Below are 14020 nucleotides of genomic sequence, written 5' to 3' on the forward strand. Positions count from 1 at the left end.
CCGCACCGCCGAACGCCCAGTGTTCCGGGGCGAGCCTGAACTTGAAGCATTGTTGAGGTCTCAGGCTGATCCGGCCGACCCGCTACCGTGGTGACGTGAGTACGCCACGGACGCTGACACTGCCCGACGGGGTTCACCCCGCGACTCTGGAGACCGATCGCGGCTCCTTCGCGACGCTCCAGGCCCAGCCGGATGTCGGCATCCCGCTGGGCACCGTCCTGCTCGTTCCCGGGTGGACCGGGAGCAAAGAGGACTTCACGCCGCTGGTGCACCACTTGGCGCGCTACGGGTGGCGGACGGTCGCGGTGGACCAGCGCGGGCAGTACGAGACGCCGGGACCGGACGACTCCGCAGCGTACACGCTGGCCGAGTTCGGCGCCGACGTGGTGGCGATGAGCAAGGCGCTCGGCGGCTACAGCCAGCTGGTCGGGCACTCGTTCGGCGGGCTGGTCGCGCGCGAGGCGGTACTGACCGATCCGAGCGTGTTCTCGACGATCACGCTGCTCTGCTCGGGGCCGGGCGCGTTCAGCGACGAGGCGAAACTGCAGGGGTTGCAGATGCTCGCGATGGGACTCGACAACCTGCCGATCGAGCAGGTGTACGACCTCAAGCTCGAGCACGACGTCAAGGAGCCCCGCTACGTGCGGCCGGCCGACGACGTCGCGGCCTTCCTGCGCAAACGATTCACCGGCAACACCCCGGCCGGGCTGGCCGCGGTCACCCGGCGGTTGATGGACTCCGACGACCGGACCGAGAAGCTGGCCAAGGCGGGGGTTCGGGTGCAGGTCGTCTACGGCGAGACGGATGACGGCTGGCCGCTGGCCGTGCAGGACGAGATGGCCGAGCGGCTCGGCGTACGGGCTCAGGTCGTTCCGGACGCCGGTCACTCCCCCGCGATCGATCAGCCGGCCGCGACTGCTCGCCTGCTGGTGGATTTCTTCCACAAACGCTGAGGCTGAGCCGAAGGAATGTAACGACGCGCCGGGCAGAATGGGAGCTGCTGCCCGGCGCGTCCTCAAATCGCCGGCCTGGTGCAACAGGCCTGGCGATGGTCTGGGCGCCAGGGCTGTCTAACCCGCTGAAAAGATAACCCAGCCGTGAGGTCATCCGGTTTGCCACTCCGCGTTGTTGCTTGTGGCAAAGGCCGTCAGCGGACCGGGCGGACGTCGACGGTGAACTCGAAGTTGGCCAGTCCGAGCGGGGCGAAGGCGTCCCGCGCCTTCTCGTCGAGCACCAGCAGGTCCATCGGGACGGTGCCGTCGTCGGGCCCCTGCCCGCCGCCGGAGGTGATGCCGAGATCGTTCCGGCCGACCATCAGGTCGGTGACGGCATCGGTGATCCGGTAGTTGTCGGTCAGGCTGACCTTGGCCCGGTAGACACAGAGATTGCCCTGGTAGATCGTCTCGAACGTCTTCCGGAAGGCGGCCAGGTCACCGTGCGCGACGCCGATCGCGATCACCACCGGCGCCTTCCGGCTCCGTCCGGCGGGGTACTTGAGCCGCGTCCCGGAGATCTCGTCCTTGCGGGCATCGAGGAAGTTCTGCACCGGCGTCGACGTGAAGTTGCTCGGTTTCGACGGCCAGCCGCCGGCCGGCGCCGGGCAGGCGATCGCGTCCGGGTTCCACGGTGGTGGCTTCAGGTACGCCGTCTGCTGCTCGACCGTGATCGTCTTGTCCTTCCAGACCCCGACCACGTGCGCCTGGCCGACGCTGACCCCCTTGACGAGCTTCGCGCCGGTCAGCCTGGCCGGGTCGAGGCCGATCAGCTTGACACCGCTCCCGTCGCAGCTCGGCGCCGGCTGGGTGGCCGGGTCGATCAGCGGCAGGTTGGTCGCCTCGACCGGGCAGTACATCGCGTCCTTGCCGGGAGCGGCGATGATGTCGCCGTTCACCTCGACCTTGTCGCCGTTACGCACCAGCAGGTCGTCCGCGGTGGGCTTGCCCGCCGCGGCGCTGCCCTGGGCGAGCATCGGGGTCGGGCCGGTCGCCGGTGGGGCAACGGCCGGTTCATCGTGATCCGGGATTATCAGCGCGGCGGTGGCGATCGCGGCGACGCTGGCCGCGGCCAGGGTAGGGATCAGCCAGCGGCGCTTGGGGCTGCTTTTGCTGCTCATGATCCGGTCGAGGTCCGGCTCGGGGGGCGACGGCTGGGTCGCGCGCCACTGGGCGCCGGCCTCCGCCAGCAGGTCGTCGACCTTGTCGGTCGGGTTCATTCGCTGACCTCCAGCAGGGAGCGCAGGCGGGCCCGCGCGTCGGAAAGAGTTGACTTGACGGTGCCTTCGGAGCAATCCATCACTGCCGCGGTGTCGGCGATCGACAGGTCGGCGAAGTAGAAGCAGTCGACGGCCAGCCGCTGCCGGGCGGACAAGGTGCCGAGCGCCTGGTTGACGTCGACCTGTCCCTCGACGTCAGGCCGGGCCACGGCCTCGTCGTGCTCCACCAGTTCAGCGACCGGCCGCAGCCGGCGGACCGCCTTACGAGCCTGGTCCGCGGTGATCGCGAGCAGCCAGGACGAGGCGGTGCCGCGGGTTCCGTCGTACTGGTCGCGTTTGATCCAGGCCCGGGTGAGTGCTTCCTGGACGATGTCGTCGCGGTCGGCGCCGACCGCGAGCCGCGCGGCCAGCCTGGCCATCGCGGGCAGGTGCGGCCGCACCCACTCGACGAACCCGGCCCCGTCCGCGGGCGGGGCCTGCGCCGGTACCGGCTCGTTCGTCATCGTCGGCATACCTTGTCTACCCCGGGAACAGCCGTCCGGTTGGGGCCCTCCGGCAAGGTCAACGAGACCGGGCGGGCCAGGTCATGGCCTTGCTGCGTCACAGCCGTGGCTCAATTGAGTTGACCGTACCCGGCGGCCCGGCGTACCGTCGCGTTTCTTGCCTTGACAAACGGGTGCGCTTCGGCGCGCCTGCACAGTGGTGTCCGAACCCCCCGCCCATCCCGGATCGGGGGCGGTTCCGCGTGTGCCACTGACCTTGTTCGGACATCCCTGGACTGATCCGAAGGGGGTTTCGTGGGCGTTTACTGGGCGATCGCAGTGCGGTCGTTCCGCCGGTTCTCGACGTACCGGATCGCCACCTTGTCCGGTACCTTCACCAACACAGTGTTCGGTTTCATCTTCTGCGGCGTCTATCTGACCCTGTGGCACGCGCGGCCCGGCCTCGGCGGGTACGACGCGGCCGACGCGCTCACCTTCGTCTGGCTCCAGCAGGGCCTGCTGATGCCGGTCGGGATCTTCGGCGCGACCACCACGATCGAGCTCGGCGAACGGGTCCGGTCCGGTGAGATCGCAGTCGATCTGTACCGGCCGACGCGGCTGATGATCTGGTGGATGTCGGTCGACGCGGGGCGGGCTGTCTTCCAGTTGCTGGCCCGGGGTGGGCTGCCGTTGCTCGTCGGTGCGCTGGTCTTCGATCTGAGTTGGCCGTCGTCGGCTGTGCAGTGGCTGGCTGTGGCGGTGTCGCTGGCGTTGGCCGTGCTGGTGAGTTTCGGGGTCAGGTACCTGGTTGCGCTGTCCGGGTTCTGGATCACCGACTCGCGCGGTACCGAGGCGGCGGCGCTGGTGCTGTCGCTGTTCTTCTCCGGAGCGACTTTGCCGCTGGTGGTTTTCCCGGGGTGGATCGGTTCAGTGGCTCGGGCGACTCCTTGGGCCGCGACGCTGCAGGTGCCGATCGATGTCTGGCTGGGGCGGAATCCGGGTGGATTGGTTTCTGCTGTGGGCTTCCAGTTGCTGTGGATCGTCCTGCTGGGGATGGCCGGGTGGCTGGCCACTTCGTTCGCGACCCGGAAGGTGGTGATCGCTGGTGGATGAGTCGTTGCTTCACAGGGCATTCGGTTGGCCGGGGCAGTACTGGATGCTGGTGACGATGTGGATCAGGTCGTCGATGGTCTACCCGATGTCGTTCCTGCTGAACCTGGTCAGCACGGCGCTGATCACGGTGGGCGACTTCGGGGCGGTGCTGCTGATGTTCAGCCACATCGAGTCCTTCGGCGGCTTCAGCCTGGCCGAGATGGCGCTGCTCTACGGTACGACGTCCGCCGCCCTCGGGCTGGCCGATCTGCTCACCGGGTCGATCGAGCGGATCGGGCAGCGGATCCGTACCGGTGAGCTGGATGTCTGGCTGGTCCGGCCGGCGCCGGCCTTCATCCAGGCGATCACCGACAACTTCGCGCTGCGGCGACTCGGCCGACCGTTGCAGGCGTCGATCATCCTCGTGCTTGCGGTATGGCATTTGCCGCTCGACTGGACCGTTGCCAAGGGCATCGTTCTGGTGGTGTCGATGCTGACCGGGACGATCATCTTCGCCTGCATCTTCGTGCTCGGCGCGGCGTTCCAGTTCATCTCGATCGACTCGGCCGAGCTGGCGAACTCGTTCACCTACGGCGGGCAGCAGCTCACCCAGTACCCGCTGTCGATCTTCGGTAAGAACATCGTCCGGGCCGTCACCTTCGTGGTCCCGCTGGCCTTCGTGAACTACTACCCGGTGCTCTACGTGCTGGGCAAACCCGCCCCGCTGGGGCTGCCGTCCTGGGTCGGCCTGCTCGCGCCGCTGGTCGCCGTCGTGATGATCACGGTGGCGTCGCTGGCCTGGCGCGGCGGGCTTCGCCGCTACCGCAGTACAGGGAGCTGAACCGTGTCAGTGATCGAACTCTCCAACGTGTCCCGCGCCTTCACGGTGTCGAGCCGGGTCGGGCTCCGGCGTACCCGGCGGGAGGTGCGGGCCGTCGACGGACTGACCTTCAGCGTCGAGCCCGGCGAGGTGATGGGCTACATCGGCCCGAACGGCGCCGGCAAATCCACCACGATCAAGATGCTCACCGGCATCCTGGTCCCCACCGCCGGCTCGATCCGCGTCGCCGGCGTAGACCCGTCCCGCAACCGCCTACGGCTCGCTCGCCGGATCGGCGTGGTCTTCGGCCAACGCACCACCCTGTGGTGGGACCTCCCCCTGAAGGACTCCTTCGCCGTCCTCCAGAAGATGTACGGCGTCCCCCGCGCCCGCCATCGCGAGAACCTCGCCACCTTCGTAGAACTCCTGGACCTGGGCGACCTACTGGACGTCCCCGTCCGCCAACTCTCCCTAGGCCAACGCATGCGCGGCGACATCGCCGCCGCCCTCCTCCACGACCCCGAGATCGTCTACCTGGACGAACCGACCATCGGCCTGGACATCATCAGCAAAGCCCGCCTCCGAGAATTCCTGGCCCAGGTCAACGAAGAACGCGGCACCACCATCATCCTCACCACCCACGACCTGGACGACATCGAAGCCCTCTGCTCCCGAGTCATGGTCATCGACCACGGCCACCAGGTCTTCGACGGCACCCTGGACGTCCTCCGCTCCAGCCAATCAGCCCCAAGAACCCTCATCGTCGACCTAGCCACCTCCCTCCCCCCGATCAACATCCCAGGCACCACAGTCACCAAAACCGAAGGCCCCCGCCAACACCTGACCTTCCCACCCACCACCAGCGCGGCCCCCTTGGTAGCCCAGATCGCCGCCTCCTACCCCCTAGTCGACCTCTCCATCTCCGACCCCACCATCGAATCAATAATCGCCCGCCTCTACGCCACCTCAGGCAAGATCAGCGACGTGTGATGCGAAGACCTGCTCTGGGGTGAGCGCTTCGGCGTCTCGGCGCCAGTCGTCGAGGTGGTCGCCCATCAGTTCTTCGTCCAGTGGTTCGAGACCGGCGTCGATCACCGCTCTGGCCTTGCTGACGGTCACCCGTTCGTAGTGCAGGTCCTGGGCCATGAAGAAGTCTTCGCGCAGGCCCTCATTGCGATGGAACTTGCCGGTGTCCGGAACGTAGGTGTAGATGTCCTCGCCGATCAGTGCCGCCACCCAGACGAATCTGTCGGCTTCCTTGACCAGATAGAGACTCATAGCTCCTGACCTTTCCTGTCGGCCCGCCGCACAACGCCCTGACGGCGATCGCTGGACTGGTGTGGACTCGTGGTTGCGTTCGGTCGATCCGGGTTACGGTCAAGACCATAGCCGCGGACGGTGACCGGACAGCCGCCGAGCTCGACCAACCGATCGAGCCCGGGCGGCGTGGGTAGGCTCTCCGAAAGCCGGATGCATTCGCCTCGTGCCAGTTCCCGCTCAGGTTTCGAGCGCCGCTCGTCACGCTCGACCTCGTACGGTTTGGTAGTCGCCTCCTTGACGGCGAGCGACGCCGCCGAGTGCACCTGGACCTCGATGCGCTGCCCCCGCGGGTCGTGGGTGTCGAGGTGAATTCCCTTGTACCGACTGCCGGGCACGTACGAGTTGCGGATGCGCTGCAATTCCCAGCCACGGTCCTGGAGCCGTGCGGCTGTCTCCTTCAGCAAGTCGACCAGGCGCAGATGATCGCCGGTCATCATCGTGTAGCGCTGCAGATCCTCGATCGACGGTTCCCGGCGGTTACCACCGATCTGCTTCTTGAGCTTCCGCGCCAACGACTGCGGCGACTTGATCCGCCGCTCCAACTGATACAGCTTCGCGCCGTCCGCGACCGAACCGAGCAACTCCTTCGTCGCCGCGGCATTCCGCCACCCGATCCCCTCCAGCTGAAGCAACGCCCGCCTGGTTGCCCGTACTCCGTATTCCGCCGCGATCTGCGCGGTAGTCCAGAGCGGCTCCCCCCAATCCAACGGATACTCAGCCGAGAACCGCGCATGCAACTCGCGGGGCTCTGGGAGCCCGTCCAGGTTGGGTGAGGTGGGCGGCATCTCTTCCCCTTGCTTCGGTCGATGATTCGACCGTAGTCAGTGGGAAGGGGGCGGTGGGTGGTGTTTCCGGATCTGTGGATAACTTCTGCCGAGGTCAGCGACCTGCGCGCGCGGCACCTCGTCAACCACACGCCGACAGGCGCACTGTTCTTTGCTCTTGTTCTTCGCTCTTGTTCTTTGGGCTACGTGAGTTCGGCTTCCAGGACTTGGGTTAGGAGGGTGGCGAAGGGGGTGGGGTGGCTGGCGTAGCCGGTGTGGGGGCCGGGGAAGGTTACGACCGGCCAGCCTAGGTGGGTGGAGAGGATGGAGATGGGGCGGGCGGGGAGGTGGGCGGCGGCTTGGCGGCCGGCGGCGGGGACGATTTTGTTGGTGTGTGGGAGGAGGGCGGGGAGGTCGGGGTGGTAGGTGGTGAAGGGGATCAGTTTGTGGGCGAAGTAGGTTTTCAGGTTTGTTTGGGTGCGGTTGAGGAGGTCGCGGTATTCGGGGCGTAGGTCCTCGGGGGCGGGGAGGTCGTCCTCGTCCAGGCCGGTGCCGCCGGCGTAGAGGAGTTGGGCCATCGGGGCGCCTTCTCGGAGGTAGGTTTCGTGGACGTCTTCGAAGAAGGCTCGGGCATCGGTTGCGTCTGGCAACAGTTCTACGCACGGGGGTTCGTGGGCTACAAGCATGCGCACGCGGTCTGGGTGGTGGGTTATCAGGTCGAGGCCGGTGATCGCGCCGGTGCCGGTGCCGAAGACGAACGCGGGGGCAGTTGGGGAGAGTAGGTCGATGAGGGCCAAGGCGTCTGCTGTTGAGGTTGCTACTACGTCGCCGGTTGGCTCGGCGGCGTACGGACTGCGGGAGTTGCCTCGGGGGTCGTAGGCGACGACCGTGTGCGTGGCGGCCAGGGGGCCGACGATGCTGTCGAAGGCGCCTGCGTCGCTGTCGCCGTCGGCGATGAGGAGGAGCAGGGGGCCGGTGCCGGTGACCTCGTAGTGGAGCGTGGCGCCGGGGACCGGGAGTCGGTTGAGGGTGCGGGCGGTCATCGTAGGGATCCCGTCAGGACGCGCTGCAGCAGCGTTGCGAATTCGAATGGGTCAGTGGCATAGCCGCCATGTCCACCGGGGAACGCGACGACGTCCCAGCCGACGCGGTCGGCCAGCGCGAGGATGGGTTCGGCGGGGAGGACCTTCGATGATTCGCTGCCTACGGCCGGTACGAACTTGTCTTCCAGCTCTACCAGCGCGGCAACGTCGGGCACCCAGCTCGTGAAAGGCAGCAGCTTGTGGGCGTAGAAGATTTCACTGTTGGCGTCCATCCGCTCGGCGACCTCGCGGAACTCCGGCGGCAGCTCCTCGGTCGGCGGCAGCTGGTCGTCCTCACTCATGCCGATCCCGCCCAGGAACAGTTTGTCCGCTGCCTGCCGCCCGTCGTGCCGGTAGGTGTCGTAGACCAAGCGGAAGAACGCGCGCGCTTCGGTTGCCTCCGGCAACAGTTCGACAGCCGGCGGCTCGTGGGCGATCGCCAGCCGGATCCGGTCCGGGTGGCGAATCAGTAGCTCCATCGCGGTGATCGCGCCGGAGCTGCTGCCGAACACGTACGCCGATTCGGATCCGGCGACCGCGTCGAGCACGGCCAGCGCGTCCTCGGCGGCGACGTCGACGCGCTCGTCGACCGGCTCACCGTCGAACGGGCTGCGCGAGTTGCCGCGCGGGTCGTAGGCGACGACCGTGTACTGCGCGGCGAGCTGCGGCACGATGCCGTCGAACACCGCCGTGTCGGTACCGCCCCCGGCGATCAGCAGCAGGACCGGGCCGGTGCCGGTCGTTTCGTAGTACAGCGCGGCGCCGGGCACAGCCACCCGGCCGACGGTCTTGACGGTCATCCAGTCACCCCTCGGGTCAGCAGCCACCCCTCGCTTCGAAAGGTGGTGACTACAGACTGCTGAAGAGCGCTGGTACGCCGCGCACATCCGGCTGGCATGAGCCGGCCGACCGTGCCAGCGGCGTCAGCCCGCCTCAGCCACCGGCTCGACAGCGTCCGTGTCGGTGCCTTCGAGGGCGGCCCAGGGGTCTCGTGGTGCGGCGACTCGGCGGCCTTGCGGGCAGATCCGGGCGAAGTCGCACCAGCCGCACAATGCGGACGGCTCGGGTGGGAAGTGCTCGTCGGCCTCGGCCGGCGTGAGCCCGCTGTGCCAACGCGCCTCGGCCGCCGCGGCGTCGTCCGCGATCGACTCGGCGCGACGCTGGTGGCGGGCCAGCGAGGCATCGTCGTGGTCGGCCGCGGCGACGGTGTTGGTCGGCAGGTGATGCAACTCGACCCGCGTCGACGGCCGGCGCAGAACGCGTCGAGCTCCCAGCACGTAGAGCGCCATGGCCAGCGATGATCGCGCGTCCGTGCTGGTCAGCGGGTGACGGCCGGTCTTGTAGTCGACGATGACCAGCTCGGTCCCGCCGCTGCCGTCGCGGGCGGGGCGTTCGTCGATGCGGTCCACGCGCCCGCGCAGGCTGGCGCGCTCGGTGGTGAAGGCGACAGTGCGCTCGACCCCGAGCGGTTCGTAGTACGGGTCGCTGTCGCGGAGGTAGCCGAGGACCATCTCCGTGGAGCGTTCGCGCCAGGTGAGTGCCTGCTGCTCGTCGCGGAATCCCTCCTGCCGCCAGCTCGAGCGCATCTTGGCGACGACTTCGTCCGGCGTACGCCGGGACGCCGGCCACCGTCCGAAGAACTCCGCCAGCACCTCGTGCACGATTCCGCCGACGGTGTTGTGCGCCCACGGCGGCCCCTTCGGCGGGCGCGGCGTCTCGAGGTACGTGTACCGGTACTTCCGCTTGCAGTCGGCGAAGTTGAGCAGCTTCGTCGGCGTCGCCACGAACAGCTTCGTCGGCATCCCCGGCAGGGTGTCGCTCATCAACCCGCCTTGATGAAGTCGGTCACCGCATCCGCCACCAGCTGTACCGCGATCGCGCTCAGCAGCAGACCCGCGATCCGGGTGACGAGCAGAACACCGTTCTCCCCCAGCACCCGCATGATCAGCCCGGAGAACCGCAGCGTCAGCCACATCACCAGGTGGATCAGCACGATCCCGACCGAGATCGCGACCACATCGCGCAGCCTGCCGTCGGCCTGCTGGACGAACACCATGGTGGCGACGATCGCGCCGGGACCGGCGAGCAGCGGCGTACCGAGCGGGACGAAGGCGATGTTCACGTTCTTCGTCTGGACCGGGTCCTCGGCGGTGTCGGTCAGCAACTGCAGGGCGATCAGCAGGAGCAGCAGACCGCCCGCGCATTGCAGGGCCGGCAGCGAGATGCCCAGGTGGCTGAGGATCTGCTGACCGAAGGCAGCGAACGCGACGATCACGCCGAAGGCGACCAGGACCGCCTGCCACGCCGCCTTCTTCCGGACCGCGCGCGACTGCCCGGCCGTCAGCGAGATGAACACCGGCACGGTGCCCGGCGGGTCCATGATCACGAACAGCGTGACGAAGACCGAGCTGAGCAGCGAGAGGTTGATGACGCTGTTCACGGCAGGTAGGCCTCGGGCACCGTCGCGCCGGGGGCGGCCGCCGCGTTCGACTTGGCGACGTCGAGGAGCCGCTGGAACTGCTCCGGCTCGGTCGTGTTCACACCCAGTTCGTGGTCGATCTTGCCGATGCCGTGGTGGTCGCTCGACCCGGTGTAGATGATGCCGAGGTCGTTGGCGATCGCGCGCAGCGCAGTACGGGATTCAGGCGAGTGGTCCTGGTGGTCGACCTCGATGCCGGCCAGGCCGTGATCATCGACGAGCTGGCCGATCCGCTCGGCGTCCATCACCTTGTAGCTCGAACGGCCCCACGGATGGGCGATCACCGGTACGCCGCCCGCTTCGCGGACCAGGTCGATGGCGTGGCCGGGCTCGATCGCGTAGTGCGAGACGTGCCCCGGACGACCGTCGGCCAGGAACCGGTCGAAGGCCTCGCTGCGGTTCGCGACCGTGCCGTTGGCGACCAGGGCGTCGGCGACGTGCGGGCGGCCGACCGACGGCGTACCGGTGGCTTGGGCCAGCACCTCGTCGACGGTCAGCGCGACGCCCATGCTGTTGAGCCGGGCGACGATCGACGGGATCCGGTCGGTACGCCCGTCGCGGACCGTGGCGAGCTCGGTGGCCAGCGGCTGGTACGACGGGTCGGGGAGGTACCCGAGCAGGTGGACGCTGATGCCGTTCAGCTTGCAGGAGATCTCGATGCCCGGCACGAAACCGATCCCGAGGTCCTCGGCGGCACGGCGGCCCTCGCCCCAGCCGTCGGCCGTGTCGTGATCGGTCAGCGCGATCACGTCCAGGCCGTCCCGCTTCGCGTGTGCGATCAGGACGTCGACCGGGTCGGTGCCGTCCGAGCGGTTCGAATGGGTGTGCAGGTCGATGCGCACGAGTGATCGGGATCCCTTCTCTGGACAACTGTCAGCAGTGATGCTATCGGTGCTTGCCCGGTGCGCCGTGTCGGCGGTTCCGTTAGCGATAGCGGTGTCCAGGTGCGTGCCTCGCGGTGGCGGAGGAATGGCCTCGATGTTTTTCCATCGTGGCCGTTCCTCCGCTGCCGTGAGGTGCGTGCCTGGGCGCCGGTAGCGCAACGGAACCGCCGACACGGCGCACAAGCCCTATCGTTTTCCACATGGAACATCCGCCGGAGGCCGAGCGCGTGGAGTGTGTCGGGGCTCTTGTGTACGACGAGCAGCACCGGCTGCTGGTCATTCAGCGGGCCAACGAGCCCGGGCGCGGGCTGTGGTCGTTGCCGGGTGGGCGGGTCGAGCCGGGTGAGGACGATCCGACCGCGGTGGCGCGGGAAGTAGCCGAGGAGACGGGGCTGCGGGTCGAGGTCGGCGAGTTCGTCGGCGAGGTCGAGCGGGACGCCCCGAACGGCAAGCTGTACGTGATTCGCGACTACCAGGCGGAGTCGGTCGGTGGCACGCTGGCGGCCGGCGACGACGCGCTGGACGCGCGATTCGTGAACCGCGAGGAGTTCGAGAACCTCCCGACCGCGACGCTGCTCGCCTCGACGCTGGCCCAATGGAACGCCCTGCCGGGGTAAACAGGTCGAACACCTGGACCGGTTGGCGGAGACTGGCGGGCATGGACGACGCGGAGCTGGTCCGGGCGATCGAGGACAACACGGCCGAGCTGCTGCTCACGATGGGAGCGGCCGGCGGTGGGCGCCAGCGGTCTGCTGACGGGGTGCGCTGGACTCTGGGTGGATCGCCGCTCGACTATCACAACGCAGTGGTTTCTTGTGCTGTCGACGACGGCGACGCGGCGGATCGGCTGATCGCGGAATCCCTGGAAGAACTGAAGGAACTCCGCGTACCGGGGTGTTGGCATGTCGGGCCGTCGATGCGGCCGCTGGATCTTGGGGAGCGGTTGGTGGCCGGCGGCTTCTCGTATGGCGGGCCTGAGCCAGGTATGGCCCTCCGGCTCGCTGAGTTGCGTGAGGCGGAGGTGGCCGGGCTGCGGGTCGAGCGGCTGGCAGAGGTCGATCAGCTGGCGGTCTGGGCCCAGACGCTGGGTCAGGGCTTCGGGGAAGGGGTGAAGGAAGCAGAGTGGGTGACTTCGGTCTATTGGCGACTCGGGCTTGCCGATCCGTGGCGGCACTACGTCGGCTATCTCGAGGATGAACCGGTTGCCACCGCGACCGTGTTCCTGGCGGCCGGTGTCGCGGGCCTGTACTTCGTGATGACTGTGCCCGAGGCCCGGCGGCGCGGGATCGGCGCTGCGATCACGGCCGCCGTACTACGGGACGCGCGGGACTCAGGTGTGGAGTACGCCGTACTGGGGGCGTCCCCCGCCGGCCGGTCAGTTTATGCGGGCCTCGGATTTCGGGAGCTCTGCGCCGTCCACCTGTACGAGTGGGCGCTCCCGGAGGAGTAGGACGGCCACCGCCGCGACGATGAGGGCGGTCAGGCCGTGGATGCCGAGCGCAGTGGCGACTGAGCCGCCGTGGGTGAGGACGGCGATCATGTCGACGACCGGGACGAGCGTGACGAGGGCCATCGCGATGCCGGTCGCGCGGCGCTGACCGAGCGCGAGCAGGACCAGCAGGTTGAGACCCATGAAGAGGTCGCGACCGGCCTTGACCAGGTAGTAGCCGCCAGCGTTGCCGGTCGGCCAGGGGTCGATGCCGAACCCGCTCGCGGCGCCCAGCGGGTTGAGCAGGAAGTTCAGTCCGAAGGTGATCGGCGCCAGCGCGAGGACGACGGTGAGGATGGTGGTGATACGGCGAAGGGACATCTCAGGCTCCAATTTCTAGCGTTGCTAGCTTTCATAGCGACGCTAACACTGTCGCCGCTAGTTTGTCTAGCAGTGCTAGGATCACCACATGCCAGCTGAGCAGAGGAAAGCGAAGGCGCGCCAGGAGCGCGGCCGCCTGATCGTCGCGGCCGCCCGGAAGCTAGCCGAGGCGGAGGGCTGGGAGGCGGTCACCACCCGCAAACTGGCCGACAAGGTCGAGTACAGCCAGCCGGTGCTCTACAGCCATTTCAAGAACATGGATGCGATCGCGGCCGCGGTCGCGCTCGAGGGCATCGAAGAACTCGGCGTCGAGTTGAAGAAGGCGACCGGGCTGCGCGGTCTGGCAGACGCGTACCTGTCGTTCGCCGCCGAGCATCCCGCGCTCTACCAGGCGATGTTCGTCCGCCCCACCGAGCTGACCTTCGCCACCGGCGACATCCCACCCAGCCTGCGCGCAGCCTTCCAGTCCCTGCAGGCCGGCGTCGCACCCTTCGCCAAGGACGACACCGAGACCCTCACCGAACTCTTCTGGAGCTCACTCCACGGTCTAGCCACTCTGCAAGCCGGCTCCCGCCTCCGGCCCGACCACCAACACCACCGAGTCAACCGCCTGATAGCCCTGATCACCGGCTGACCCACCCGATCGGCGGCCGCTTACGGTCGGCCGGCTCAAGCGATCGGGTGGTCAGCGTGTTCCGTCGACTCGCTGGAGCACGCCGCCGGCAGGAGCGAGCCGGATCGACTCACCACAGCCACAGCCCTTGCCTGACGGTCGGCGCAGGCTGACCGAGCCACCGAACGTATCCGTCAGCCGCTCACCGCGATACACCTGCAGCCGGACCGACTTCGCGTCATAGATCTCGCGACCGATCCATACCGTCGATCTGTCCGACTTCAGCGCGACCGGTCCACTGCAAGCATCGTCAAGGCAGACCCACACCGAGGTCGAGCCGGCTCGCAACGCTGACACCTCGATCTGCCCCGGCGGTCCACAGGGGCTGCAGTTGATGCGGTTGTCGCAGGCGGCGAGGGCGACGGTGAGGGCTACCAGGCTGAGCAGCTTGCGGGGCATGGC

General features: G+C 67.9%; 18 protein-coding genes. 7 read left to right on the forward strand and 11 right to left on the reverse strand.

Going from position 1 to position 14020, the window contains the following annotated elements:
• The first annotated feature begins 95 nt into the window (after positions 1–95).
• Entirely contained in the window at positions 96–953 is an 858-nt protein-coding gene (locus AB0M15_RS33865; RefSeq protein ID WP_363827648.1) for an alpha/beta hydrolase, read from the forward strand.
• 194 nt (positions 954–1147) lie between these two features.
• Here the strand turns inward: AB0M15_RS33865 and AB0M15_RS33870 are convergent, their stop codons facing one another.
• Together AB0M15_RS33870 and AB0M15_RS33875 are read right to left on the reverse strand one after the other, a co-directional pair.
• The gene (locus AB0M15_RS33870) at positions 1148–2212 is read right to left on the reverse strand and encodes a hypothetical protein (RefSeq protein WP_363827651.1); all 1065 of its coding nucleotides are present in this window, start codon (positions 2210–2212) and stop codon (positions 1148–1150) included.
• Entirely contained in the window at positions 2209–2715 is a 507-nt protein-coding gene (locus AB0M15_RS33875) for an RNA polymerase sigma factor (protein ID WP_363827654.1), read from the reverse strand. Before AB0M15_RS33875 ends, AB0M15_RS33870 begins: the two co-directional genes overlap by 4 nt.
• 294 nt (positions 2716–3009) lie before the next feature.
• Here AB0M15_RS33875 and AB0M15_RS33880 point away from each other — a divergent pair, with 294 nt between their 5' ends.
• From AB0M15_RS33880 to AB0M15_RS33890, 3 genes are read left to right on the forward strand one after another with little or no spacing between them, the layout of a single operon-like run.
• A complete protein-coding gene (locus tag AB0M15_RS33880; protein ID WP_363827657.1) occupies positions 3010–3807 on the forward strand; it encodes an ABC-2 family transporter protein in 798 nt (265 codons plus the stop codon).
• Positions 3800–4627, forward strand: coding sequence for an ABC transporter permease (locus AB0M15_RS33885; RefSeq protein WP_363827660.1), 828 nt, complete (start codon positions 3800–3802; stop codon positions 4625–4627). Before AB0M15_RS33880 ends, AB0M15_RS33885 begins: the two co-directional genes overlap by 8 nt.
• 3 nt (positions 4628–4630) lie before the next feature.
• A complete protein-coding gene (locus tag AB0M15_RS33890; RefSeq protein ID WP_363827663.1) occupies positions 4631–5596 on the forward strand; it encodes an ATP-binding cassette domain-containing protein in 966 nt (321 codons plus the stop codon).
• Here AB0M15_RS33890 and AB0M15_RS33895 read toward each other — a convergent pair.
• From AB0M15_RS33895 to AB0M15_RS33925, 7 genes are all read right to left on the reverse strand, one after another.
• On the reverse strand, positions 5573–5884 hold the full coding sequence (locus tag AB0M15_RS33895; protein ID WP_363827666.1) for a hypothetical protein: 312 nt from the start codon (positions 5882–5884) through the stop codon (positions 5573–5575). The genes AB0M15_RS33890 and AB0M15_RS33895 overlap by 24 nt on opposite strands.
• Positions 5881–6711 carry a hypothetical protein gene (locus tag AB0M15_RS33900; protein ID WP_363827669.1) on the reverse strand — a complete coding sequence of 277 codons (831 nt, stop codon included), beginning with the start codon at positions 6709–6711 and terminating at the stop codon, positions 5881–5883. Before AB0M15_RS33900 ends, AB0M15_RS33895 begins: the two co-directional genes overlap by 4 nt.
• A gap of 182 nt (positions 6712–6893) precedes the next feature.
• Positions 6894–7733, reverse strand: a complete 840-nt coding sequence (locus AB0M15_RS33905; protein WP_363827672.1) for an alpha/beta hydrolase — start codon at positions 7731–7733, stop codon at positions 6894–6896.
• Positions 7730–8572 (reverse strand): alpha/beta hydrolase, encoded by an 843-nt coding sequence (locus AB0M15_RS33910; protein ID WP_363827675.1) that lies wholly within the window; start codon positions 8570–8572, stop codon positions 7730–7732. The genes AB0M15_RS33905 and AB0M15_RS33910 overlap by 4 nt, the downstream gene beginning before the upstream one ends.
• A 123-nt stretch (positions 8573–8695) precedes the next feature.
• Positions 8696–9595 carry a PD-(D/E)XK nuclease family protein gene (locus AB0M15_RS33915; RefSeq protein WP_363827678.1) on the reverse strand — a complete coding sequence of 300 codons (900 nt, stop codon included), beginning with the start codon at positions 9593–9595 and terminating at the stop codon, positions 8696–8698.
• Positions 9595–10212, reverse strand: coding sequence for a MarC family protein (locus AB0M15_RS33920; RefSeq protein ID WP_363827681.1), 618 nt, complete (start codon positions 10210–10212; stop codon positions 9595–9597). Before AB0M15_RS33920 ends, AB0M15_RS33915 begins: the two co-directional genes overlap by 1 nt.
• A complete protein-coding gene (locus tag AB0M15_RS33925) occupies positions 10209–11093 on the reverse strand; it encodes a PHP domain-containing protein (RefSeq protein WP_363827684.1) in 885 nt (294 codons plus the stop codon). The genes AB0M15_RS33920 and AB0M15_RS33925 overlap by 4 nt, the downstream gene beginning before the upstream one ends.
• A gap of 242 nt (positions 11094–11335) precedes the next feature.
• On the opposite strand from AB0M15_RS33925, the gene AB0M15_RS33930 reads away from it, so the two are divergent.
• On the forward strand, positions 11336–11752 hold the full coding sequence (locus tag AB0M15_RS33930; protein ID WP_363827686.1) for an NUDIX domain-containing protein: 417 nt from the start codon (positions 11336–11338) through the stop codon (positions 11750–11752).
• 41 nt (positions 11753–11793) lie between these two features.
• On the forward strand, positions 11794–12585 hold the full coding sequence (locus AB0M15_RS33935) for a GNAT family N-acetyltransferase (RefSeq protein ID WP_363827689.1): 792 nt from the start codon (positions 11794–11796) through the stop codon (positions 12583–12585).
• Here AB0M15_RS33935 and AB0M15_RS33940 read toward each other — a convergent pair.
• Complete coding sequence (locus AB0M15_RS33940; RefSeq protein WP_363827692.1) at positions 12511–12945, reverse strand: DUF4267 domain-containing protein; 435 nt, start codon at positions 12943–12945, stop codon at positions 12511–12513. The genes AB0M15_RS33935 and AB0M15_RS33940 overlap by 75 nt on opposite strands.
• An 88-nt stretch (positions 12946–13033) precedes the next feature.
• Between AB0M15_RS33940 and AB0M15_RS33945 the strand changes: the two genes are divergently transcribed.
• Positions 13034–13579, forward strand: a complete 546-nt coding sequence (locus AB0M15_RS33945) for a TetR/AcrR family transcriptional regulator (RefSeq protein WP_363827695.1) — start codon at positions 13034–13036, stop codon at positions 13577–13579.
• Between the two features lie 51 nt (positions 13580–13630).
• On the opposite strand, the gene AB0M15_RS33950 is transcribed toward AB0M15_RS33945, so the two are convergent.
• Positions 13631–14017, reverse strand: a complete 387-nt coding sequence (locus AB0M15_RS33950) for a hypothetical protein (RefSeq protein WP_363827697.1) — start codon at positions 14015–14017, stop codon at positions 13631–13633.
• Positions 14018–14020: the final 3 nt, after the last annotated feature.

Origin of the sequence: Kribbella sp. NPDC051718 (assembly GCF_040681515.1) — a bacterium.
In the GTDB taxonomy this organism is placed as follows: Bacteria; Actinomycetota; Actinomycetes; order Propionibacteriales; family Kribbellaceae; genus Kribbella.